Here is a 22,828-nt window from a genome sequence, read left to right on the forward strand (position 1 = left end):
TATTGGGTCCTTCTTCCGACTGGAGGTTCAGATGATATGCCAGGACGGCTTGCGTTTTTCCAGGAAGGCGCTGATGCCTTCGGCGGCTTCTTCGGTCGTTCGCCGTGCGCCGATCCGGTCCGCCGTTTCCTCGACGAGGTCCTGATCAATCGGCTTGCCGGCGACCGTATAGATCAGGTCCTTGGCATCGGCCATCGCACCCGGTGCATTCTTGATGAGTTTATCCAGCATTTCATCACGGGCCTCCGCGAGATGATGGACATCCTCGACAACCTCATGCAGCAGGCCGAGCCGGTGGGCTGCCTCGGCATCGAAGACTTCCGCTGTCAGGAAATAACGGCGGCAGGCGCGCACGCCGATCGCTTCCACCACATAGGGAGAGATGACAGCCGGCAGCAGCCCGAGCTTGACCTCCGACAGGCAGAACTTCGCGGCCGTGACACCGATCGCAATGTCGCACGCTGCTACGAGACCAAGCCCGCCGCCATAGGCCGCACCCTGAACCAGCGCGATGGTCGGCTTCGGAATATCGTTCAGGTTCTTCAGCATCCGGCCGAGGGCGAGACTGTCCTCGCGGTTGTCCTCCTCGGTGAAATGAGCGGCGCGCTTCATCCAGTTGAGATCCGCCCCGGCACAAAAACTCTTCCCTGCCGCCGCGATCACCACAGCGCGAACGCCATCCTGATGGCCGACATCCTCAAACATATCGCCAAGACGCTCGATCAGTTCTTCGTTGAAGGCGTTGTGTACCTCCGGCCGGTTGAGCGTAATGGTCGCAATGCCATCGGTTGAAAAGTGCAATACCGCTGATTCTTCGGTCATAAAAATCTCCTACATTCTGAACAGGCCGAATTTTGTCGGCTCAATTGGGGCGTTTAGGGAGGCGGACAGGCCAAGGCCCAGCACCGTCCGGCTTTCCGCCGGATCGACAATACCGTCATCCCAGACGCGGGCGCTGGCGAAGTAGGGATGGCCTTCCTTCTCATATTGCGCCTCGATCGGGGCTTTGAAGGCGGCTTCTTCCTCGGCGCTCCAGGTTTCGCCGCGCGCCTCCATGCCGTCGCGCTTGACGGTTGCGAGAACGGAGGCGGCTTGCGTCCCGCCCATCACTGAAATCCGGGCATTCGGCCACATCCAGAGAAGGCGGGGACTATAGGCCCGCCCGCCCATACCGTAGTTTCCGGCCCCGAAGGATCCACCAAAGATCATGGTGAATTTAGGGACTTTGGCGGTGGCGACTGCCGTCACCAGCTTGGCTCCGTCCTTGGCAATGCCGCCTGATTCATACTTCTGCCCGACCATGAAGCCGGTAATATTCTGCAGGAAGACGAGCGGAATATTCCGCTGGCAGCAGAGCTCGATAAAATGCGCCCCCTTGACCGCGGACTCGGAGAAAAGAATACCGTTATTGGCAAGGATGCCGACAGGATATCCGTGGATATGGGCGAAGCCGGTCACCAGGGTCGTGCCATAGTTCTTTTTGAATTCGTCAAAATCCGAGCCATCGACGATACGGGTGATAATCTCCCGCACATCGAAGGGCGTGCGCATATCTTTCGGGATCAGGCCGTATATTTCCTTCGGATCATACAGCGGCGGGGCCGGTTTGCGGACTTCCAGCGGCATCGGCTTCGGCCGGTTGAAGGAGGCAACACAGCGCCGCGCGATCTGTAACGCATGCGTATCATTCTCCGCCATATGGTCGGTTACGCCAGAGATACGGGAATGCACTTCCGCCCCGCCGAGGTCTTCGGCCGAGACCACCTCTCCTGTCGCTGCCTTCACCAATGGCGGGCCAGCGAGGAAGATCGTGCCCTGGTTCCGCACGATGATACTTTCATCGCACATGGCGGGCACATAGGCGCCCCCTGCCGTACAGGATCCCATGACAACGGCGATTTGCGGGATACCGAGCGCGGACATATTCGCCTGATTATAAAAACTCCGGCCGAAGTGATCACGATCTGGGAACACATCCTGCTGGTTCGGCAGATTCGCACCGCCGGAATCGACGAGATAGATGCAGGGAAGCCGGTTTTCGAGCGCGACTTCCTGCGCCCGAAGATGCTTCTTCACGGTGAGCGGATAATAGGTGCCACCCTTCACCGTCGCATCGTTGCAGATGATGATACATTCGCGGCCCTCGACGCGGCCAATGCCGGTGATGATCCCGGCGGAATGAATATCGCCGCGATACATATCCCAGGCCGCCATCTGGCTGAACTCAAGAAAGGGAGAGCCGGGATCGAGGAGCTTGCGAACCCTCTCGCGCGGGAGCAGCTTGCCGCGCGAAAGATGCTTCTCCCGCGCGCGTTCCCCGCCGCCCAGCTTGATGGTCGCGACTTTTTCCTTCAAATCCTCAACCAGCGCGGTCATTTGCGCGGCATTTGTCTTGAAGTCATCGCTGCGGGTGTTGAGGTCACTTTTTAAAACGGACATCTGTCTTACTTCCTTCTCAGCACGCAGAAATCGATTGCTTGGCGAACGTCGCCCTATGTGGTACGGATTTGCCTCTCAACAAGAAACAATAAGGGAGCCATAAATGGCCTATAAAGCTTTTGACCTGACTGGAAAGGTCGCCCTCATCACAGGTGGAAACGGCGGGATCGGTCTTGGCATGGCGGATGCGATTGCACAAGCCGGTGGCGATGTGTGTATCTGGGGCACGAACGATACGAAGAACGCCGCCGCTGTCGAGCAGCTCAAGGCCCATGGCACGCAGGTTTCGTCCCTGAATTGCAATGTCACCGATGAAGCGGAGGTGAAAGACTGCTTTGCCGAGACTCTCTCGCAATATGGCCGTGTTGACGGCTGCTTTGCCAATGCGGGCGTGAGTTCGGGCAAGAAATCTTTCCTCGATATTGATGACGCGGAATGGCAGCGCGTGCTCAGCGTTAACCTGGACGGTGTTTTTTATACATTCCAGGCCGCGACAAAGCATATGGTGGAGCGGGCGAAGAATGGCGATCCCGGTGGACGGCTTGTCGGGACGGCCAGCCTTGCCGCCATTTCGGGCGCCGCGCGTAACGAACATTACGCGGCGACCAAGGGCGGCGTCATCTCGATGATCCGCGCTCTCGCCGTTGAGTTCGCGCGGTATGACATCACGGCCAATGCCATCCTGCCGGGCTGGATCGAAACGGCCATGACCGAAAACGCCATGAACTGGCAGAAATTTTCCGACAATGTTAAACCCCGCATCCCGGCCGGACGCTGGGGCAAGCCGGAGGATTTCGGCGGCACTGCGGTGTATATCATGTCGGGTGCCAGCAGTTACCACACGGGCGATACCTTCCTGATCGACGGCGGGTACTTCCTGTTCTAGGCCAATCATTGCTGCCGGCTCCGCCAGGGCGGGGCCGGTGCCTCCTCTGATATTCTGCGCGCCCAAATGCATTACCAGCCCCCGGTGGTGAGCCATTCATCGAGCTGACCCACCCGATCGGCGCCCCAGAAAGACTGGCCATCGACGATAAAGAAGGGAGCCCCGAAGACTTTTCTCTCAAAGACAATTTCTTCGACCGATTTCTTGAATGCGTCTTTAATTTCCGGATCCTGAACAGCGGCAAGAAAAGCGGTCCGGTCCGCCCCGGCGTCCGCGGCGATAGCCGCCACGATATCGGGATCGGAGATATCCTTTCCTTCCACAAAATATGCCGCGTAGACCGACTTGGCAAAATCGACTGCCTGTTCCCGGTCGCGATCTGTCAGCCACAGAAATCCCCGCGACGCTGCCAGTGTTACCTTTGGAAACTCATCCGGCATAATGAAAGGGATGTTGTGGTAGCGCGCCGTACGGTCGAAATCCATCCGCGAATAGTCCCCTTTCAGCGGATATTGCGTCAGGGGAAATGTCTTCTCTCCCTTCATGGCGACCCCGAGCATGAAGGGATGCCAGTTCACTTCCCGCCCGTGCTTTTGCGCCACCGGCTCAATCAGATGGCTGCCGAGATAGGCATAGGGGGATGAAAAATCAAAATAGAAATCAATGGATTCCGACATTTTTCTGATCCCTTATCCCGTTGCCAGATTGCGGGCAATCACCAGCTTCTGAATATCGGATGTCCCTTCATAAATCTGGCAGACCCGGACATCGCGGTAGATTTTCTCGACCGGATAATCGGCAACATAGCCATTGCCGCCGAGCGTCTGGATCGCGGCAGAGCAGACCTCCTCCGCCATTTCCGAGGCAAACAGCTTGGCCATGCTGGCTTCCGTCAGGCAGGGAAGCCCCGCATCTTTCAGGCTTGCCGCATGGAGAACCATCTGCCGCGCGACCTCGACTTTGGTAGCCATATCGGCAAGACGAAAGCCGACGGCCTGATGATTGATGATAGCCGCGCCGAAGCTTTCCCGCTCTTTTGCATAGGTCGTGGCGTGCATAAGCGCCGCTTCGGCCATGCCGACGCTTTGCGCCGCAATACCGATGCGACCCGATTCAAGGTTGGCAAGCGCGATCCGATAGCCCGCCCCTTCCTCGCCCAGCATATTCTCCGCCGGAATACGCATATCTTCAAAAGCAATCTGGCAGGTATCGGAGGCTTTCTGCCCCAGTTTCTCCTCAACCGACGCCACGCGATAGCCCGGTGTATCCGTCGGTGCGATAAAGCAGCTAATGCCCCTCTTGCCCGCCGCGGGATCCGTCACGGCAAAGACGAGCGCCACACCACCGATGCGGCCCGATGTGATAAACTGCTTGGTTCCGTTGATGACGAAATGATCCCCGTCTCTGACGGCCCGGGCCTTCAGGGCCGAGGCGTCGGAGCCCGCGTGAGGCTCGGTCAGGCAGAAGGCGCCGATCATCTCTCCCTTCGCAAGCGGGACGAGATATTTCTGTTTCTGCTCTTCAGTTCCGTCCTTCAGGAGCGCCGCGCAGCAGGGCGAGTTATTGACACTCATCACGGTCGAGACAGCGCCATCACCGCGGGCAATGGCCATCAGCGCAAGCGCGTAGGAGACGAAGTCGGTTCCTGCCCCGCCATATTCCTCGGGCACCGTCATGCCCATCAGGCCAAGCGCGCCCATCTCATGCAGCACCTCCATGGGAATGGCACGAGCCTTTTCCCACTCCACGGCGCCCGGGGCAAGCCGGCCAGCGGAAAAATCGATGGCCATGTCGAGGACCATTTTCTGTTCTTCGCTCAGGATCATTTTTCTCTCCGCTGACCTTGGTTTCCGTTAGTTGACGAGTTCCAGCGCCATCGCCGTTGCTTCGCCGCCGCCAATGCAGAGAGAGGCGACACCGCGTGTCTTGCCATATTTCTGCAGGGCAGAGAGAAGAGTCACAACGATCCGGGCGCCGGATGCCCCAACCGGATGACCAAGGGCGCAGGCCCCGCCATGGACATTGACCTTCTCATGATCAAGGCCAAGGTCCTTCATCGCCGCCATGGTAACGACGGCAAAAGCCTCGTTAATCTCGAAAAGATCAACATCGTCTTTCGTCCAGCCAACCTTGTCCATCACCTTCTGGATCGCATCAATCGGCGCCATGGTAAACTCGGATGGCTTGCGGGCATGGGTGGAATGGGCGAGGAATTTCGCAATCGGCTTCAGGCCGCGCTTCTTTGCTTCACTCTCCCGCATCAGAACGAGTGCTGCACCGCCGTCGGAGATGGAGGAGCTGTTCGCCGGAGTGACCGTGCCGTCCTTCGCGAAGGCCGGTTTCAGGGTCGGGATTTTATCCGGATTGCCTTTCAGCGGCTGCTCGTCCTTGTCGATAGTCACTTCGCCTTTGCGGGTTTTGACAGTGATCGGTGCAATTTCGGATGCAAAAGTTCCATCGTCCGTCGCCTGTTTCGCCCGCCGCAGAGATTCAATCGCATATGAATCCTGTGCTTCCCGGGTAAACTGGTAGAGGCCCGCGGTTTCCTCCGCGAAGCTGCCCATCAGGCGGCCTTCCTCATAGGCATCTTCCAGCCCGTCAAGGAACATATGGTCCTTCACATCGCCATGGCCGAGACGAAGGCCCGTCCGCATTTTCGGGAGGATATAGGGCGCGTTGGTCATGCTCTCGAAACCGCCGGCGACGACGATATTGTTACTGCCTGCCATGAGGGCATCAAACCCGTACATAGCCGCCCGCATGCCGGAGCCGCACATCTTGTTCACGGTCGTGCAGCCAACGCTGTCGGGAATTCCGGCGCCGAAGGACGCCTGACGCGCCGGTGCCTGCCCGAGGCCAGCCGGAAGCACACAGCCCATAATCACCTCGTCAATGTCCGTGCCGGTAACACCAGCGCGGTCCATTGCTGCCTTGATCGCCGTTGCGCCAAGTTCCGGGGCTTTAACATCCGCAAGTTCACCCTGGAAACCGCCCATAGGCGTTCTTGCCATACCAACAATGACAATCGGATCTTCACTCATTATTATTCTCCATTTTCAATAGGTTATTATATTTTTCTAAGATGTTTCGTTAAACAATTCGCGCCCGATCAACATGCGGCGCACCTCGCTGGTGCCCGCGCCGATTTCGTACAACTTTGCATCCCGCAAGAGCCGGCCCGTCGGATATTCATTGATATAGCCGTTCCCGCCCAGCGCCTGGATCGCCTCCAACGCCATCCAGGTGGCCTTTTCCGCTGCATAAAGAATAACCCCGGCGGCGTCTTTCCGGGTCGTCTCACCGCGGTCACAGGCCTTGGCAACGGTATAGACATAGGCCCGACAGGCGTTCATGGTGGAGTACATATCGGCCACCTTGCCCTGCATGAGCTGGAATGTGCCTATAGGTTGTCCGAATTGCTCCCGGTCATGAATGTAAGGAATGACTGCGTCCATGCAGGCCTGCATAATGCCGAGCGGGCCTGCGGACAGGACAACGCGCTCAAAATCCAGACCACTCATCAGGACCCGAACCCCTTCATTCAACGGCCCGAGAATATTCTCCTCCGGCACCTCGCAATCCTCGAACACCAACTCGCAGGTGTTGGACCCCCGCATTCCCAGCTTGTCCAGCTTCTGTGCCGTCGAAAACCCCTTGAAGCCCTTCTCGATAATAAAGGCCGTAATGCCCCGCGGACCGGCATCGGGAACCGTTTTTGCATAGACCACCAGCACATCCGCATCCGGGCCATTGGTAATCCAGAACTTGTTGCCGTTCAAAATATAACGATCACCCTTTTTATCAGCACGGAGCCGCATGGAGACAACGTCGGATCCTGCGCCCGGCTCGCTCATGGCCAGCGCCCCCACATGCTCCCCGCTTACCAGCTTCGGCAGGTATTTCTGTTTCTGGGTCTCATTTCCATTCCGGTGAATCTGGTTAACGCAGAGGTTGGAATGCGCGCCGTAAGAAAGGCCGACAGAGGCCGAGCCGCGGCTGATCTCTTCCACCGCGACACAATGCTCAAGATAGCCAAGTCCCGATCCGCCATAGGCTTCATCAACGGTCATGCCAAGCAAGCCAAGGTCTCCCATCTTGCGCCACATATCCATGGGGAACTCGTTCGTCGCGTCAATCTCAGCAGCCCGGGGCGCCAATTCATTTGCCACGAAGCTTACGACCGTTTCGCGAAGCATATCGGCGGTCTCACCAAGTCCGAAGTTAAGGTTGGGAAAATGAATTGCTGTCATTTTTTATATCCTTATTGGTTCAACGGGATCGACATCCGGAGTTCCGGATACCCGTAAGTTGCCTGGTGACAATATGGCGCGGGCAGCATGTCATGTCGATAGCGCGTTCCGGCCAAGATTTAACTGGTCGGACTTTCCCATCAGGCACATCATTGTAAACATGCCTGTCAGGCAATGACTTGACCGACCCTCCTCCTCCGCATAGGCATCCGCCCGGCAGACGAACAGAGTCTTGCCCGTTTTCAAAACTTCCGCCCGGGCCCGCAACCTGCTTCCTTTCGCCGGTTTCAGGAAATTCACAGAATAATCGACGGTCAGGACGGTGCTGTCGGCGGGATACAATGAATAGGAAGCATATCCGGCGGCCGAGTCGGCAATCGCCGCAACCAGCCCGCCATGAAAAAACCCGTGCTGCTGCGTCAGTCCTGGACGCATGGCAAGCCCCAGTTCACAAATACCAGGCTCCAGCGTCTCGATCAGCGCCCCCATTTCCGCCATGAAGGGTTGCCGCGAGAAACTGTCACGGACGACACTGTCAAAATCCGGGTTCTTTGGTTGGAACACGCTTGCCACTCCCATCTGCCTTCCCGAGAAACAGACCCGTTACCGGTGTTTGATTGGCGCAGAATATAAGCAAAAAATTATCATAGATAAAATCGTTTATTTTGATCATAACTATTGATAATGTGAATAGTATGGATATTTACCAACTCCGTTATTTTCTTGCCGTTGTTGAAACCAGCAACTTTTCCCGCGCCGCGGAGCGCGCCTTCGTCAGTCAACCTACCCTGTCCACCGGCATCAAGAAGCTGGAAACCGAACTGGGCGCATCCCTCTTTAACCGCGATACGCGAAAGATCTCCCTAACTGAGGCCGGCCGGAGACTGCTACCCCATGCCCGCACAATCATTTATGAATGCAACGCGGCGAAACAGGAACTGAGCCGACAAAGCCCTGTCCAGCGCCTTCAGTTGGGACTGTTGCGGAGCCTGTCAACGGAGCGGCTCGCGGCCCTGATCAGCGATTTTGGCAAGGCGCATCCCGATATCCAGATCTCCATCAAGGACGGTAGCGCCACGCAGCTGCAAAGCTGGCTTGGCGACCGTCGGGTTGATCTCGCCATATCCGTTATGCCGGAAGCGGAGAGTCCGCTGCAGTTTGACCGGCTCTTCAGCTGGAAATATATCCTGGCGGTACCCAAGGACCATTCCTTCACCAACCGCAATTCGGTTCCGCTCAAGCAGCTCGACCGGTTGGATTTTGTTCATCGCAGCCATTGTGAGGCCGAGACGGACGTCACACGCACCTTCGCCAATGCTGGCACAAACCCGCATATCGTTTTCAGAACGGATCAGGATGATAAGGCCCTCGCCTTTGTTGGCGCGGGTCTCGGACTATGTATGATACCGGATTTCCTGGGCGCAGCCAACGTCGCGCAGGTCCCCGTGGAAGGTTTGGATATCGGCCGGACAATCGGCCTCATATGGCACAAGGAACAGGAAAATGAACTGATCCAGTCGTTTCGCATGTTCGCCAGCAGTCATGACTGGCGTCCGTATCGCTCCGGCGCAAAAAACCTAGACTGGGCCCGCTAGGCGCCTAAAGCAGCACGAAGGTCGCCAATCCGAGAAAGGCGACAAATCCGACGATATCCGTTACCGTCGTCACGAAGACGCTCGATGCGATGGCCGGATCGATATTCATGCGATCCAGCGTTACCGGCACCAGCATTCCGGCAACCCCCGCGACCAGAATATTGAAGACCATCGCCACTGCGATAATTACTCCAATCTGCCGGTCGTCGAACCAAAGCCAGGCAATCCCGCCAATCAGCACCGCAAAAACCACGCCGTTAAGCAGCGCAACAACCGTTTCCTTGCTCAGGATCCGAAACATGTTTGCCGCCGTCAGCTCCTTCGTGGCGAGCGCGCGCACCGCGACTGTCATGGTCTGCGTCCCCGCATTGCCGCCCATACTGGCGACGATCGGCATCAATATGGCAAGCGCAATGATCGCCTCCATCGTGGCATCGAAAAAACTGATGGCAACAGAGGCCGCAATGGCTGTGAGCAGATTGACAAACAACCAGAGAAAGCGCGAGCGGGATGTTGACCAGATGCTGCCAAACAGGTCATCCTCCGTCACGCCACCGAGGCGCAGGATGTCTTCCTCTGCCTCTTCACTAATAACGTCGACGATGTCGTCGACGGTAATCACACCGATAAGCGCACCGTCCGCATTCACGACAGCCGCGGATGTCAGGCGGTATTGCTGGAAAAGATAGGCCACATCTTCCTGATCCATATCGACGGGGATCAGTTTCTGTTCCTCGTCCATGATATCGCGGACAGCGACGTGACGCTTGCTCCGCATGGCATGGTTCAGGGGGATCGTGCCAATGGGATGATGACGCGGATCAACGACGAATATTTCATAGAATTCGTCCGGCAGGTCGTCCGTGTCACGCAGGTAGTCGATCGTTTGCCCGATATTCCAATATTCCGGCACCGCAATGAGGTTGCGCTGCATCAGGCGGCCGGCGCTGTCTTCGCTATACGACAAGCCTTCCTGCAACGCGGCCCTGTCATCCGCCGGGATTTCCCTCAGAACCTCCCGTTGTTCGTCTTCCTCCAGATCTTCAAGGACGTCAACGGCGTCGTCAATTTCCAGCTCGTTGACGAATGCCGCGATCTCGGCAGCATCCATATCTTCGACCAGATGATCACGGACATTTTCGTCAAGGTCCGAGTAAACATCCGGATCGAGGCGCCCTTTCATAATCTGAAGGAATTGCAGCCTCAGCTTGGGCTTGAGCTGCTCGATCAGGTCGGCAGTGTCGGCCGAATACCAGTCTTCCAGCGTGTCATGAATGAATGCGGCGTCTTCCCGCTCGATCGCGTCCTGTATTTCCTGAACGATCTCGTCATTCAGGCCATAGGAATGCGCGGCGCCCTCCTCTTCGGCTGAAGCATCCTCATCCTGCAGTTTATCTTGCACATCCGTCATAATCAGCCTTCATCCAACAGGCGTTCTTTCCGGGCGATAGGTCCGGGCATCATCTTGCCGGCCTTATGATCCTGCGCGTCCACCGCCGCGATCGCCGTCATATTGACGAGCCCGCGCACCGTGATCGAGGCGGCGGTGACATGCACCGACTTCGACATCCCGATAAGGATCGGGCCCACCGCAATTCCGTTGCCGATGCTCTTGGCGATGTTATAGCTGATATTCGCAGAATCGAGGTTCGGCATAATCAGAAGATTGGCAGACCCCCGCAGACGTGAATTGGGGAAGATCGCCTCACGGATTGCCGGGATCAGCGCGGTATCCGCCTTCATCTCACCTTCGATTTCAAGCTCCGGCGCGAGTTTTTCGATAATCGACAGGGCCTTGCGGGCGCGCCGCGCCGACGGCATATCCGTTGATCCAAAATTGGAATAAGACAACAATGCCGCCTTGGGTTCAATCCCGAACCGCCGCACCTCATCCGCCGCCAGAATTGCCAGCTCTGCCAGCTCTTCCGGCGAATGCTCATGGCTGATCTGGGTATCGGTGAAAAAGAGGGTGCGCTCCTGCATGATCAGCAGGTGAAGTGCCGACGCATCGCGGACCCCCTCACGGAACGGAATAATATCGGAGACGCGCCGGTAATGCTGGTCATATTTTCCGAAGGTGCCGCAGATCATCGCATCGGAATGTCCCAGATGCACCATCATGGCGCCAATAATCGTGGTATTGGTCCGGATGCGGGCCTTGGCGGTTTCCACGTCAACGCCATGCCGTTCCCTCAGCTTGTGATAGGCCTGCCAGTATTCCCGATAGCGCGGATCGTCCTCGGGATCGACAATCTCGACATCTATGCCGGGGCGAATCCGGAGGCCAAGCTTCTTGATCCGGTATTCAATGACCTTATTCCGTCCGATCAGGATCGGTTCGGCAAGCCCTTCATCGACAACCGTTTGCACTGCCTGCAGGACACGCTCTTCCTCGCCCTCCGCATAGGCGACACGCATGACCTCCTGCCGGGCCCGGTCGAACAGCGGCTTCATCACGAAACCCGACCGATAGACGAAATGCGAGAGGTTCTGATAATACTGGTTCAGATCTTCCAGCGGCCGGCTGGCGACACCGCTTTCCATTGCCGCCTTGGCAACCGCGAAGGAGACTTCCAGATACAGTCGGGGATCAAAGGGGGTCGGGATGAGATAATCCGGTCCGAAACTCGACTGCGTTCCCCCATAGGCCTTGGCGACGATGTCCGATTGTTCCGCCATGGCGAGATCGGCAATGGCTTTTACCGCCGCGATTTTCATTTCCTCATTGATTTCCGTCGCCCCGACATCCAGCGCACCGCGGAAAAGATAGGGAAAGCACAGGACGTTGTTCACCTGATTGGGATAATCGGACCGTCCGGTCGCGATAATCGCATCGGGACGTACGGCTTTTGCCTCTTCCGGCAAGATCTCCGGTGTCGGGTTGGCAAGCGCGAGGATAATCGGCTGCTCCGCCATGGCTTCAACCATCTCCGGTTTCAGCGCCCCCGGCCCGGAACAGCCGAGAAAAATATCCGCGCCCACCATCGCGTCGGCAAGAGTGCGTTTGTTCGTATCGATGGCAAAGGCGGATTTATAAGGGTCCATCTCGATGGTCCGCCCTTCATAGACCACACCGTGAATATCGCAGACAGTGATATTCTTCCTCGGCAGGCCCAGACTAACCAGAAGATTGAGACAGGCAAGTGCCGCCGCCCCGGCGCCGCAGGCCGTCAGCTTCACGTCTGCTATGTCTTTTTCAACAATGCGAAGGGCGTTGTAGACCGCAGCGGCCACACAGATGGCCGTGCCATGCTGATCATCATGAAATACCGGAATATTCATCCGCTCCCGGCAGAGCCTCTCAACGACGAAGCATTCCGGCGCCTTGATATCCTCAAGATTGATTCCGCCGAATGTCGGCTCCATCGCAGCGATGATATCGACCAGCTTTTCCGGATTCAACTCTGCGAGCTCGATATCGAAAACATCGATCCCGGCAAATTTCTTGAAAAGAACCGCCTTCCCTTCCATCACCGGCTTGGAGGCGAGCGGCCCGATCGCCCCGAGACCGAGAACCGCCGTGCCATTCGTCACCACGCCGACGAGGTTGCCACGGGCTGTCAGCGAAGCCGCCTGTGTCGGGTCTTCCGATATGGCGAGGCAAGGATGCGCGACGCCCGGCGAATAGGCGAGCGCCAAGTCCGTCTGGGTATCCATGGGCTTTGTCGGGGTAATCGTCAGCTTTCCAGGTTTCGGCAACCGGTGATAATCCATCGCCTTTTCTGAAATATCCTTCGCCATTCCCCAAAACCTTTCCCATTAAAGCCGGATGCCTGCATTTAACTTATGGCAACATCAGATGCCATCAAAATTTCGGCAAGCGTATCAGCGCATTAAGAAAATACGCAAACGCCATTCTACCACGCCATCATAGCGCAGTTGCGGAAAGTTTCATGAATTTGTTGTGGATTTTTTTGTTCGCCCCACCGGGGGCAAGAAATATGTGGTGCGGTCGAGAAGACTCGAACTTCCACCCGTGTTACCGGACAGCGACCTCAACGCTGCGCGTCTACCAATTCCGCCACGACCGCACAATGGAGCAGGGGAATAACAAATGTTTGCAATGGGCGCAACAACTGAATTGCGAAAAGAGCGAATTAAAATTCCGGCAGATTGCTTTTCACATTGTCCGTGATGGAAATGCCGATATTGTCATCGACAATAATGATACCGCCATAGGCTATTGCCTTGTTGTTCGCGAGGACAATGGCATCGTCATCGGCCCCGGCGTCCAGCTCGATCACTGCGCCGCGGCCCATCTTCAAAAGTTGATGGATTGGCATGATGGCTTTTCCCAGTACAACCGAGATTTCCACGTCCACGCCTTCAATTGCCTTGTCTTCCTCACTCATGCCCGTCATCCCTATGGCTTTCAGGAAGGCCAGTATCGGCGATCAGGGTTAACAGTGACTTAACAAAAGCGTCCTGCAGCAGAATATTGCTGTTTCAGGGAAAGCTGCTATAACCCGGTCATGCATGAGATTGAATGGAAAATCTCCGATGAACCGGTCGCTTACGAGCTTGCCCTCGCCGAGATGGAAGAGCGCGTGGCGGCGATTCACGACGGAAGCGCGAGGGAGCTGGTCTGGCTGCTGGAGCATCCGCCGCTTTATACGGCAGGGACCAGCGCAGATTCGTCCGATTTGCGGGATCCGGACCGCTTTCCGGTGCATAAGGCCGGGCGGGGCGGCCAGTATACCTATCACGGACCGGGGCAGCGCATTGCCTATGTCATGCTGGACCTAAAGAAGCGCAATGCGGATATCCGGGCATTTGTGCAGGACCTTGAAGACTGGGTGATCGATGTTCTGGCCCAGTATCAGATCAAGGGAGAGAAACGCGACGGCCGGGTCGGTGTCTGGGTCGATCGCGGCTTCCGCGAGGACAAGATCGCCGCCATCGGCGTCCGTGTGCGCCGCTGGGTCAGCTTTCACGGCATCTCCATCAATGTCGACCCCAACCTCAGCCATTACGAAGGGATTGTGCCCTGCGGCATCGCAGAGCATGGCGTAACGTCCCTCGTCGATCTCGGGATTCCCGTCAGTATGGCGGAATTCGATGTCGAACTGAAGGCGAGCTTTACGAAAGTTTTTCTGGAAAACGGCGACCTCGGGTCTCTGGTATCGGAGGCCGCCCCTACTCCTATTCGAATTCCAGGATAACGTCGTCCACTGCCAAAATATCCCCGGCCCCGGCGTTGACCTTGGAAACCACCGCATCCTGTTCGGCCCGGAGAATATTTTCCATCTTCATCGCCTCGACCACGGCAAGCGGCTGACCGGCCTTGACCTCATCCCCTTCCTGGACATTGACGGCAACGACCATGCCCGGCATCGGGCAGAGCAGGAATTTGGAGAGGTCCGCTGCCTCCTTGACCGGCATCAAATCGGCAAGCGCGGCGTCCTCGGGGCGGCGCACCGCCAGCTCAACCATCGCACCCGCATGGGTCAGGCGAATGGAACCGCGGAAGAACTCCAGCTGAGCGATCATTTCAAACCCGTTGACCTTGGCCTTGATCCGGCGCTTGCCGGGTTTCCACTTGCTGCGAACGGCAAAAACCCGGTCCCCGATGGACACGTCTATACCGGCTTTCGCATCTTCCGCTGACACTTCCGTGCTGGATTCCTTGCCATGTCCAACCACCCAGCTTTTGGACGTCTTCTCAATGACATCGGAGAGGGACCGGCTGCTATGGCGAGCATGCACCAGAACCGCAATGGCAACCAGCTTTTCATGCGTTTCCGCATCAAGCGGCGCACCATGAAAGCCTTCCGGATATTCTTCGGCAATAAAGCCCGTTGTCAGCTTTCCGGCCCTGAACCTTGGATGATGGCAAACCGCATTCAGGAAATTGATGTTATGGGCGATACCCTTGACTTCATATGCATCGAGGGCCCGGCCCATTTCCTCTAGGGCCTCGTCCCGGGTTGCGCCATAGGTCACCAGCTTGGCAATCATCGGATCATAGAACATGGTGATCTCGGATCCTTCAGTGACGCCCGTGTCGACCCGAACGTTCTTGCCCTTTGGCACCTTGTAACGGCTCAGGCGGCCAATGGAAGGCAAAAAGCCCCGATAGGGGTCCTCGGCATAGAGACGGCTTTCCAGCGCCCAGCCGGTGAGCTTTATGTCTTCTTGCGTAAGCGTAAGTTTCTCGCCATAAGCAACGCGGATCATCTGTTCCACCAGATCGATGCCGGTGATCAGCTCCGTCACCGGATGCTCCACCTGCAGACGCGTGTTCATTTCCAGGAAATAGAAACTCTTGTCGCTGCCGACAATGAATTCGACCGTGCCCGCGGAGTGATAATCCACTTCCTTCGCCAGCGCGACCGCCTGCTCGCCCATGGCCTTTCGAAGTTCCTCATCCACGAAAGGGCTCGGCGCTTCCTCAATGACCTTCTGGTGACGCCGCTGAACGGAGCATTCGCGCTCACCAAGATAGAGACAGGTCCCGTGCTTGTCCGCCAGAACCTGAATTTCAATATGGCGTGGATCGACGACGAATTTCTCGATAAAAATACGGTCGTCGCCAAAGCTGTTGATGGCTTCGTTCTTTGCCGACTGGAATCCCTCGCGGGCCTCCTCGTCGTTATGGGCAATGCGCATGCCCTTGCCCCCGCCCCCGGCGGAAGCCTTGATCATTACCGGATATCCAATGTCCTTGGAGATTTTTACCGCATCATCAGCATCTTTGATCAGGTCGATGTGACCCGGTACCGTATTCACCCCCGCATTAAGCGCGAGTTTCTTGGAGGCGATCTTGTCCCCCATAGAGGCAATAGCTTTTTTACCCGGGCCGATGAAAGCAATCCCCGCCTCATCGAGGGCATCGGCAAAGGCCTGGTTCTCGGACAGAAAACCATAGCCGGGATGAACGGCCTCGGCGCCGGTTTTCTTGCAGGCGTCAATGATCTTCTCGATGACGAGATAGCTCTCCGCTGCGACAGCAGGGCCGATATGAACGGCCTCATCCGCCATCTGCATATGCACGGCGCCGTCATCGGCATCTGAATATACGGCGACTGTCTGGATACCCATGGCGCGTGCTGAGCGAATGACCCGGCAGGCGATTTCCCCGCGATTGGCGATCAGGATCTTCTTAAACATTTCTTCTTCCCTCTTCTTTCGACCCTAAAGCGGAATATTGCCGTGTTTTTTCCACGGATTTTCCAGATGTTTGTTCCGCAACATACGAAGCGACTTGATCACCCTGTTACGGGTATTGTTGGGCATAATGACATCGTCAATGAACCCGCGATGCCCGGCGATAAAGGGGTTGGCAAAACGGGACTGATACTCATCGGTGCGTTTCTGGATTTTTTCCTCATCGCCAATCTCGGAACGGAAAATGATCTCCACCGCACCTTTCGATCCCATGACCGCGATCTCAGCAGACGGCCATGCATAGTTGACGTCACCGCGCAGATGCTTGGACGCCATCACGTCATAGGCGCCGCCATAGGCTTTGCGGGTAATGATGGTAACTTTCGGCACTGTTGCCTCGGCATAGGCGTAAAGGAGCTTCGCGCCGTGCTTGATAATGCCGCCATATTCCTGGGAGGTGCCGGGCAGGAAGCCGGGCACATCGACGAGGGTAACGATAGGAATATTGAAACAGTCGCAGAAGCGAACGAACCGCGCCGCCTTCTTGGAGCTGTCGATGTCAAGACAGCCCGCGAGCACCATTGGCTGGTTGGCGACGATGCCGACTGTCTGGCCTTCCATCCGGCCAAAGCCGGCAATGATGTTCTTCGCGAAATTCGGCTGAATTTCGAAGAAATCGCCCTCATCAACCAGCTTCTCCACCAGTTCCATCATGTCATAGGGTTTGTTCGCATTTGCCGGGACAAGCGTGTTGAGCGATTTTTCCTTGCGGTCCGGATCGTCGAAACTCTTGCGGATCGGCGACTGCTCTAGATTGCTGGACGGCAGGAAATCGACAAGGCGTCGCACCTCGGTCAGCACCTCGACATCATTGTCATAGGCGTTATCGGCGACAGAAGATTTACTGGTATGCGTGCCCGCACCGCCAAGCTCTTCAGCCGTCACAGTTTCGTTGGTGACGGTCTTCACCACATCCGGGCCCGTCACAAACATGTAAGAGCTGTCCCGAACCATGAAGATAAAATCGGTCATCGCCGGGGAGTAAACCGCCCCGCCCGCACAAGGGCCCATGATCACGGAGATTTGCGGTACAACGCCGGACGCCATCACGTTGCGCTGGAACACATCCGCATAACCGGCAAGGCTGTCGATGCCCTCCTGAATACGTGCGCCGCCGGAATCATTCAGCCCGATGACCGGTGCGCCGACCTGAACGGCCTTGTCCATGATCTTGCAGATTTTCTTCGCATGATATTCGGAGAGCGATCCGCCGAAGACTGTGAAATCCTGGCTGAAAACGAAGACAAGCTTGCCATTGATTGTGCCATGGCCGGTGACGACACCGTCGCCGATCACTGTCTCATCCTGCATGCCGAAGTCAGCACAGCGATGCTCGACGAACATGTCCCATTCTTCAAACGAGTCCTCGTCGAGAAGCAGGCTGATCCGCTCCCGCGCCGTCAGCTTGCCTTTGCCATGTTGCGCATCAATACGCTTCTGTCCCCCGCCGAGACGCGCCTTCGCACGCTTTTCCTCGAGCTGCTGAATGATATCCTGCATGTATCCTCCTCAGGCTATAATGCCGCTTAATTGCAGAAAGCGCGCGCTTGCCGCCAGGCTTTCCTTGTTATTCTCTCGCCGTTTCACGGCCTCCGCATCCGAACCCCATTGCTCCATTGCATGGGTTTCATCAATTTCACTGATCTCAAAGGCATCTTCTGCCGTAATCCTGCCGTCCAGCACCGCCAGCGCAATGACAAGCGATCCGCACAGCGCTGTTATATTGTAAAGCGGCGCCAGCGTCATATCCTGCTGACCGGAGACGAGCGCCCGCAGCTTCGCAAGCGATTCCCCGGGCTGTTGTATATGCATGATACCCTCAGCGACATGCAGGGTAACCTGATGCCGATTCTTTATCCACGCCAACATAGGATCCCACGCTGCGGCCTGCTTTTCAACAAGGCTGACCGGATAGCAGGCCCGATAGCAGACCATATCGGATCCGCCATAGGCCGCAATTTCATCAATCACTTTTTCCCGCTGCGGGGTGACACGATCAATCGCCGTGGCCGCCGCCTGCATTAGGGGCATGTTGGCCGGTTCAATCTTGTCGCTCTGGGCGTTCCACTCTCCGGCAATTGCTTCCGCCAGCGCACGGGTCGGCAGGCGCAGATGCGCCTTCGCGGGTGTCTTGATCACCCGGCCATCGAGACAAACGGAGTAAACTCCGCCGTCTTCCTCCGCTGTCACCGTCTTGTAGAAACGTTTCATTCCCGTTCTTTATTCTACGCTAAACCAAACAGTCGTTTGGCTTATAACGGATACTCACAAAAAATCAAGGATTGACTTGCAGTCTTCCTCAATCCATCAGCTCGTCCTGATTATGTCCAGCAATTCTTCCGGCCGGTCAATAAGCCGCTCTGCCCCGCTCTCCAAAAGCTCGTCCGCGTCATGATATCCCCAAGTCACACCAATTCCGCGGCAGCCCGCATTTTTCGCCAGCATCATATCGAAACTGGTATCGCCGATCATAAAGGTTCGTTCCGGCAATGTGCCCGCCTCCATCATCGCCCGTTCCAGCATTTGCGGATGCGGTTTCCCGGGATTGTTGTCCGGCGTCTGCAAGGAGATAAAATAGTCATGAAGGCCATGCTGATTGATAACGGCATTCAGCCCGCGCAGCGACTTGCCCGTCGCCACCGCCATCGATATCTGTTGCGCCGCGAGTTCAGACAATGTCTCCCTTACGCCTGCAAAGAGCGGTTCATGGTGATCCGGCTGCAGGCGCCGCTGGAAAAAGGCGTTCTTGTATCCGGACACGATATTTTCGAGCTGTATATCATCCAGGGCGACCCCTGCGAGATGACGTACCGCTATTTCCGGGTTCAGCCCAATGGTCCGGCGGATTGCCAACTCCTCCGGGATCGGCATTGACAGGGATTCAAATGCCAGGCGCATGCAGGCGACCACATTATGCTGGCTATCCACCAGGGTGCCGTCGCAGTCAAAAACCACGAGGATGTCGGGCCTTGCCTTTTTCATCCATTATCATCCGGTAAAACAAGCTGTCTCGTACAGAAAGAAAAAGGGCTGGCAACACATTGGCGCCAGCCCTGCTTTTTATTGTCTTTTAGAGCGGTTGACCGCGCTCGTAATGGCTTTGAGGGAGGCCGTCACGATATTCGCATGACGTCCGACACCAAAGATCGGTTCCCCTTTCGCATCGCGCATTTCGACATAGGCAATCGCCACGGCATCGGAGCCGAAACCGGTCGTATGCTCGCGGTAGTCATTGACCTTGAGATCAATATCATAAGCCTTGGTCAAGGCGGACATATAGGCATCGATCGGACCCGTTCCGACACCTTCCAGAGTTTTCTCCTGACCACCATCGCGAACCGTGGCAATCAGCTTCCGCCGCTCGGACCCCGGTGACTCCGATGTGGTCTGGTGGTTCACGAACTCCAGACCGCCATTCGCGTTCAGATACTCTTTTTCGAATATGTCATAGATGGTCGCCGAGGAAAGCTCCTTGCCTGTCTCATCCGTCACCGCCTGTACGGTCTTGCTGAACTCTACCTGCAGCAGGCGCGGCAACTCGATCCCGTAGTCCTCCTCCAACAGATAGGCGACGCCGCCCTTGCCGGACTGGCTGTTGACCCGGATAACCGCGTCATAGTTACGGCCAAGGTCCGCAGGATCAATCGGCAGATAGGGAATTTCCCAGAGTTCGCTGTTCGCCTTCTTGATGGCGGCAAAGCCCTTTTTGATGGCATCCTGATGGGAGCCGGAGAAGGCCGTGAACACCAGATCGCCGCCATAGGGATGGCGTGGATGCACCGGCAGCTGGTTGCAATATTCAACCGTGCGGACAACCTCGTTGATATCGCTGAAGTCAAGCTTGGGGTCGACGCCTTGCGTGTACATATTCATCGCGATATTCACGACATCGACGTTCCCGGTGCGCTCCCCGTTGCCGAACAAGGTGCCTTCCACCCGGTCCGCGCCAGCCATGATCCCGAACTCCGCCGCGGCAACGCCGGTGCCCCGGTCATTATGCGGATGCAGGCTCAGAATGATTTTCTCGCGTTCGGGCAGATTACGGTGCATCCATTCAATCTGATCCGCATAGATATTGGCGCTTGCCACTTCCACCGTCGCCGGCAGATTGAAAATGATCTTATTCTCAACCGTCGGCTTCCAGATTTCCATGACCGCCGCACAGACTTCGCAGGCATAGTCAAGCTCGGTCTGGGTAAAGCTTTCCGGAGAATATTCCATCTGAATATGGGTTTCCGGCATTTCATCGGCGAGCTGACGCACCAGCTTCGCCCCGTCGGTGGCAATTTTCTTGATCCCCTCCCGGTCCATGTCAAACACGACACGGCGCTGCAATGTGGAAGTGGAGTTATATAAGTGTACAATGGCCTGCTTGGCACCGCGAATGCTCTCATACGTCCTGCGGATCAACTCTTCACGCGCCTGCGTTAAAACCTGGATCTTAACATCATCCGGAATCTCCCCTTCCTCGATCAGGAAGCGGACAAAATCGAAATCCGTCTGCGACGCTGATGGAAAGCCGACCTCGATCTCCTTGAAACCCAGTTCGACCAAATGGCGGAACATGCGCAACTTGCGCTCATGCCCCATCGGTTCGATCAGCGCCTGGTTGCCGTCCCGAAGGTCCACGCTGCACCAGATCGGCGCCTTCTCGATAACCTTCGTCGGCCATTGTCGGTCCGGTAAATTGATCGGCTCAAAAGCCTTGTATTTTTCTCCGGGAATAAATGTCATTTCGAATTCCTCTAACCTCTTGCTGGGCGCTACGCGCCTCTATTTCGTTATATCTTCGGTTTGATGCAGCCAACATACGGTCGCGGGGCGCCACGCATACCCGAGCGACCGCCAGGAAGTCGAGAGAGCCCCCCGGAGGAGCCAACAAGCTCTTCCTGCCATAAACCGCTAATTTTTCTAGAAATGGAGGACCCGGAGGTCGTCGTTACATACATTCGTTTACCCGACAATTTTGAAAAAAGGACAGCATCCGCCCCGGCACTGGAATCAGAGTGCCGGGCCAATAAGTCGTAGAATCAAAAGCCGGTTCGAATTTGTCATGGATCAAAATCTAGCCATTCAACTTCATTAGTCAAGCCAAAAGCGGCTTTTCCGCCCCATTGGATCAGAACTCGATATCGAGAAACGGATCTTCATAGTCATTTTCTTGAAAACCAAAGAGTTTCCAGCTCTCCACCATATGGCGATCGAGCGGCGCCGATACTGTCAAATCGCCGCCGTCCGGATGGGAAATCGTAATCTCGCGCGCATGTAGATGCATTTTCTTGCTGATCACGCCGTCAAGAAAGGCATCCGGCCCACCATACTTTCCGTCCCCGACAATCGGCGTACCTAGCGCAACGGCATGGACACGAAGTTGATGGGTACGTCCGGTCAGCGGTTTGAACGCGACCCAGCATGCTTTCTGTGCCGCCATCTCGACGACCGAGTAATCCGTCACCGCTTTCTGGCCGTCGCGATCCACAACGACCTTTTCGCCGTTTGCTGTCACGATCTTGGCGAGATTGTAACTTATCGTCCCTTCCCTCGGCTTGGGCACCCCCGCAAGCAGCGCCCAGTATATCTTCCGTGTCGTCCGCCGCTTGAAGGCTTCCGCGAGATGCTTTGCCGCCTGCCGCGTGCGACCGAGTACGAGGACACCGGAAGTGTCCTTGTCCAGCCGATGCGTCAGTCTCGGTTTCTCCGGAAAATTATACCGCAACCCTTCCAGCAATCCGTCAACATGACGGCTTTGCCCGCTCCCTCCCTGCACAGGCAACCCGGCGGGTTTGTTCAGCACGATAACGGAGTCATCCATATGCAGAACCATCCCGCGAATTTCGGCGACGTCCTGATCGGAAAGTTTTGGCGGTGTAGTTATATTCCTGTTGCCCGCCGGCGCCGGCCTCAGCACATCATCGGAGAGAGGCGGCACCCTGACCGTCTGCCCGGCTTCCAGACGATCCCCCGCCTTGGAGCGCTTCTTGTCAACGCGGATATCGCCCTTGCGCAAGTGTTTTTCGAGCTGGCCATGGGTCATGCCCGGAAAATGCGCCTTGAACCAGCGGTCCAGCCGCTGGTCCGCTTCGTCTTCGCTGACGATGAGATGTTGAACCCGGCTCATGTCAACACCGCCCGCATCAGATGCAACCCGGCGAACAAACCGGCGATGGACAGAATGACCGACAACAGGATATAGCCCGCAGCAGAGAGCATCTCCCCTTTCTCGACCATCAGGGCAACATCGAGGGAGAAGGCGGAAAAGGTCGTAAAGCCCCCGAGGAAGCCCGTTACCAGCAGAACCCGAAGCTCCGGCGACGGCGACCAGCGCAGCGCAATCAACTCGATCAATACCCCCATCAAGAAGGAACCGACAATATTCACAAACAGCGTTCCGTAGGGATAGCCCGGACCAAGCTGCCGTAGCATGACTTGCGCCACGCCATAGCGTGCGCAGGCTCCCAATGCGCCGCCGATTGCCACTGATAGAAACATAT

Annotated in this window: 20 protein-coding genes and 1 tRNA gene; 3 read left to right on the forward strand and 18 right to left on the reverse strand. The window is 56.6% G+C overall.

Annotation, left to right across the window (positions count from 1 at the left end; translation table 11 throughout):
* Nucleotides 1-27: 27 nt before the first annotated feature.
* Both AAC599_RS09990 and AAC599_RS09995 read right to left on the reverse strand, forming a co-directional pair.
* Nucleotides 28-822, reverse strand: a complete 795-nt coding sequence (locus AAC599_RS09990) for an enoyl-CoA hydratase/isomerase family protein (protein ID WP_340150256.1) — start codon at nt 820-822, stop codon at nt 28-30.
* A gap of 9 nt (nt 823-831) precedes the next feature.
* Nucleotides 832-2,439, reverse strand: coding sequence for a carboxyl transferase domain-containing protein (locus AAC599_RS09995; protein WP_340150257.1), 1,608 nt, complete (start codon nt 2,437-2,439; stop codon nt 832-834).
* A gap of 103 nt (nt 2,440-2,542) precedes the next feature.
* Here AAC599_RS09995 and AAC599_RS10000 point away from each other — a divergent pair, with 103 nt between their 5' ends.
* Nucleotides 2,543-3,325, forward strand: a complete 783-nt coding sequence (locus AAC599_RS10000) for an SDR family NAD(P)-dependent oxidoreductase (protein ID WP_340150258.1) — start codon at nt 2,543-2,545, stop codon at nt 3,323-3,325.
* A 71-nt stretch (nt 3,326-3,396) separates the two neighbouring features.
* Here the strand turns inward: AAC599_RS10000 and AAC599_RS10005 are convergent, their stop codons facing one another.
* The 5 genes from AAC599_RS10005 to AAC599_RS10025 all read right to left on the reverse strand — a co-directional run bounded on the left by AAC599_RS10005 (nt 3,397) and on the right by AAC599_RS10025 (nt 8,139).
* The gene (locus AAC599_RS10005) at nt 3,397-4,002 is read right to left on the reverse strand and encodes a 2-hydroxychromene-2-carboxylate isomerase (protein ID WP_340150259.1); all 606 of its coding nucleotides are present in this window, start codon (nt 4,000-4,002) and stop codon (nt 3,397-3,399) included.
* Between the two features lie 12 nt (nt 4,003-4,014).
* On the reverse strand, nt 4,015-5,151 hold the full coding sequence (locus tag AAC599_RS10010; RefSeq protein ID WP_340150260.1) for an acyl-CoA dehydrogenase family protein: 1,137 nt from the start codon (nt 5,149-5,151) through the stop codon (nt 4,015-4,017).
* Between the two features lie 27 nt (nt 5,152-5,178).
* Nucleotides 5,179-6,366: an acetyl-CoA C-acyltransferase gene (locus tag AAC599_RS10015; RefSeq protein ID WP_340150261.1), complete on the reverse strand. Its 1,188-nt coding sequence runs from the start codon at nt 6,364-6,366 to the stop codon at nt 5,179-5,181.
* A gap of 36 nt (nt 6,367-6,402) precedes the next feature.
* Entirely contained in the window at nt 6,403-7,575 is a 1,173-nt protein-coding gene (locus AAC599_RS10020) for an isovaleryl-CoA dehydrogenase (RefSeq protein ID WP_340150262.1), read from the reverse strand.
* Between the two features lie 90 nt (nt 7,576-7,665).
* Nucleotides 7,666-8,139 (reverse strand): PaaI family thioesterase, encoded by a 474-nt coding sequence (locus tag AAC599_RS10025; RefSeq protein ID WP_340150263.1) that lies wholly within the window; start codon nt 8,137-8,139, stop codon nt 7,666-7,668.
* A gap of 131 nt (nt 8,140-8,270) precedes the next feature.
* Here AAC599_RS10025 and AAC599_RS10030 point away from each other — a divergent pair, with 131 nt between their 5' ends.
* Nucleotides 8,271-9,170, forward strand: a complete 900-nt coding sequence (locus AAC599_RS10030) for a LysR family transcriptional regulator (RefSeq protein ID WP_340150264.1) — start codon at nt 8,271-8,273, stop codon at nt 9,168-9,170.
* Between the two features lie 4 nt (nt 9,171-9,174).
* Here AAC599_RS10030 and mgtE read toward each other — a convergent pair whose 3' ends face one another.
* The 4 genes from mgtE to AAC599_RS10050 all read right to left on the reverse strand — a co-directional run bounded on the left by mgtE (nt 9,175) and on the right by AAC599_RS10050 (nt 13,522).
* A complete protein-coding gene (gene mgtE / locus AAC599_RS10035) occupies nt 9,175-10,581 on the reverse strand; it encodes a magnesium transporter (protein WP_340150265.1) in 1,407 nt (468 codons plus the stop codon).
* Between the two features lie 2 nt (nt 10,582-10,583).
* Nucleotides 10,584-12,911, reverse strand: a complete 2,328-nt coding sequence (locus AAC599_RS10040) for an NADP-dependent malic enzyme (RefSeq protein ID WP_340150266.1) — start codon at nt 12,909-12,911, stop codon at nt 10,584-10,586.
* A 203-nt stretch (nt 12,912-13,114) separates the two neighbouring features.
* Nucleotides 13,115-13,201, reverse strand: a tRNA-Leu gene (locus tag AAC599_RS10045).
* 66 nt (nt 13,202-13,267) lie between these two features.
* The gene (locus tag AAC599_RS10050) at nt 13,268-13,522 is read right to left on the reverse strand and encodes a FliM/FliN family flagellar motor switch protein (RefSeq protein WP_340150267.1); all 255 of its coding nucleotides are present in this window, start codon (nt 13,520-13,522) and stop codon (nt 13,268-13,270) included.
* Between the two features lie 120 nt (nt 13,523-13,642).
* Here AAC599_RS10050 and lipB point away from each other — a divergent pair, with 120 nt between their 5' ends.
* Nucleotides 13,643-14,332 (forward strand): lipoyl(octanoyl) transferase LipB, encoded by a 690-nt coding sequence (lipB, locus tag AAC599_RS10055; protein ID WP_340150268.1) that lies wholly within the window; start codon nt 13,643-13,645, stop codon nt 14,330-14,332.
* On the opposite strand, the gene AAC599_RS10060 is transcribed toward lipB, so the two are convergent.
* The 7 genes from AAC599_RS10060 to crcB all read right to left on the reverse strand — a co-directional run bounded on the left by AAC599_RS10060 (nt 14,313) and on the right by crcB (nt 22,826).
* Nucleotides 14,313-16,280, reverse strand: a complete 1,968-nt coding sequence (locus AAC599_RS10060; RefSeq protein ID WP_340150269.1) for an acetyl/propionyl/methylcrotonyl-CoA carboxylase subunit alpha — start codon at nt 16,278-16,280, stop codon at nt 14,313-14,315. The genes lipB and AAC599_RS10060 overlap by 20 nt on opposite strands.
* Nucleotides 16,281-16,304: 24 nt before the next feature.
* Nucleotides 16,305-17,837 carry an acyl-CoA carboxylase subunit beta gene (locus AAC599_RS10065; protein ID WP_340150270.1) on the reverse strand — a complete coding sequence of 511 codons (1,533 nt, stop codon included), beginning with the start codon at nt 17,835-17,837 and terminating at the stop codon, nt 16,305-16,307.
* Between the two features lie 9 nt (nt 17,838-17,846).
* The gene (locus AAC599_RS10070; protein ID WP_340150271.1) at nt 17,847-18,548 is read right to left on the reverse strand and encodes an ATP12 family protein; all 702 of its coding nucleotides are present in this window, start codon (nt 18,546-18,548) and stop codon (nt 17,847-17,849) included.
* Between the two features lie 96 nt (nt 18,549-18,644).
* Nucleotides 18,645-19,319, reverse strand: coding sequence for an HAD-IA family hydrolase (locus tag AAC599_RS10075; protein ID WP_340150272.1), 675 nt, complete (start codon nt 19,317-19,319; stop codon nt 18,645-18,647).
* Nucleotides 19,320-19,397: 78 nt separating this feature from the next.
* Entirely contained in the window at nt 19,398-21,071 is a 1,674-nt protein-coding gene (gene leuA, locus AAC599_RS10080; protein WP_340150273.1) for a 2-isopropylmalate synthase, read from the reverse strand.
* Nucleotides 21,072-21,456: 385 nt separating this feature from the next.
* Complete coding sequence (locus AAC599_RS10085) at nt 21,457-22,455, reverse strand: RluA family pseudouridine synthase (RefSeq protein WP_340150274.1); 999 nt, start codon at nt 22,453-22,455, stop codon at nt 21,457-21,459.
* Nucleotides 22,452-22,826 (reverse strand): fluoride efflux transporter CrcB, encoded by a 375-nt coding sequence (gene crcB, locus AAC599_RS10090; protein WP_340150275.1) that lies wholly within the window; start codon nt 22,824-22,826, stop codon nt 22,452-22,454. The genes AAC599_RS10085 and crcB overlap by 4 nt, the downstream gene beginning before the upstream one ends.
* Between the last annotated feature and the right edge of the window lie 2 nt (nt 22,827-22,828).

The sequence above is a fragment of the uncultured Sneathiella sp. genome (assembly GCF_963976355.1).
Lineage (GTDB): Bacteria > Pseudomonadota > Alphaproteobacteria > Sneathiellales > Sneathiellaceae > Sneathiella.

Excerpts from the sequence above, each read along its gene's own strand:
- AAC599_RS09990 (WP_340150256.1), bottom strand. The coding sequence starts at position 822 with ATGACCGAAGAATCAGCGGTATTGCACTTTTCAACCGATGGCATTGCG.
- AAC599_RS09995 (WP_340150257.1), bottom strand. The coding sequence starts at position 2,439 with ATGTCCGTTTTAAAAAGTGACCTCAACACCCGCAGCGATGACTTCAAG.
- AAC599_RS10000 (WP_340150258.1), top strand. The coding sequence starts at position 2,543 with ATGGCCTATAAAGCTTTTGACCTGACTGGAAAGGTCGCCCTCATCACA.
- AAC599_RS10005 (WP_340150259.1), bottom strand. The coding sequence starts at position 4,002 with ATGTCGGAATCCATTGATTTCTATTTTGATTTTTCATCCCCCTATGCC.
- AAC599_RS10010 (WP_340150260.1), bottom strand. The coding sequence starts at position 5,151 with ATGATCCTGAGCGAAGAACAGAAAATGGTCCTCGACATGGCCATCGAT.
- AAC599_RS10015 (WP_340150261.1), bottom strand. The coding sequence starts at position 6,366 with ATGAGTGAAGATCCGATTGTCATTGTTGGTATGGCAAGAACGCCTATG.
- AAC599_RS10020 (WP_340150262.1), bottom strand. The coding sequence starts at position 7,575 with ATGACAGCAATTCATTTTCCCAACCTTAACTTCGGACTTGGTGAGACC.
- AAC599_RS10030 (WP_340150264.1), top strand. The coding sequence starts at position 8,271 with ATGGATATTTACCAACTCCGTTATTTTCTTGCCGTTGTTGAAACCAGC.
- mgtE (WP_340150265.1), bottom strand. The coding sequence starts at position 10,581 with ATGACGGATGTGCAAGATAAACTGCAGGATGAGGATGCTTCAGCCGAA.
- AAC599_RS10040 (WP_340150266.1), bottom strand. The coding sequence starts at position 12,911 with ATGGCGAAGGATATTTCAGAAAAGGCGATGGATTATCACCGGTTGCCG.
- AAC599_RS10050 (WP_340150267.1), bottom strand. The coding sequence starts at position 13,522 with ATGAGTGAGGAAGACAAGGCAATTGAAGGCGTGGACGTGGAAATCTCG.
- lipB (WP_340150268.1), top strand. The coding sequence starts at position 13,643 with ATGCATGAGATTGAATGGAAAATCTCCGATGAACCGGTCGCTTACGAG.
- AAC599_RS10060 (WP_340150269.1), bottom strand. The coding sequence starts at position 16,280 with ATGTTTAAGAAGATCCTGATCGCCAATCGCGGGGAAATCGCCTGCCGG.
- AAC599_RS10065 (WP_340150270.1), bottom strand. The coding sequence starts at position 17,837 with ATGCAGGATATCATTCAGCAGCTCGAGGAAAAGCGTGCGAAGGCGCGT.
- AAC599_RS10070 (WP_340150271.1), bottom strand. The coding sequence starts at position 18,548 with ATGAAACGTTTCTACAAGACGGTGACAGCGGAGGAAGACGGCGGAGTT.
- AAC599_RS10075 (WP_340150272.1), bottom strand. The coding sequence starts at position 19,319 with ATGAAAAAGGCAAGGCCCGACATCCTCGTGGTTTTTGACTGCGACGGC.
- leuA (WP_340150273.1), bottom strand. The coding sequence starts at position 21,071 with ATGACATTTATTCCCGGAGAAAAATACAAGGCTTTTGAGCCGATCAAT.
- AAC599_RS10085 (WP_340150274.1), bottom strand. The coding sequence starts at position 22,455 with ATGAGCCGGGTTCAACATCTCATCGTCAGCGAAGACGAAGCGGACCAG.
- crcB (WP_340150275.1), bottom strand. The coding sequence starts at position 22,826 with ATGTTTCTATCAGTGGCAATCGGCGGCGCATTGGGAGCCTGCGCACGC.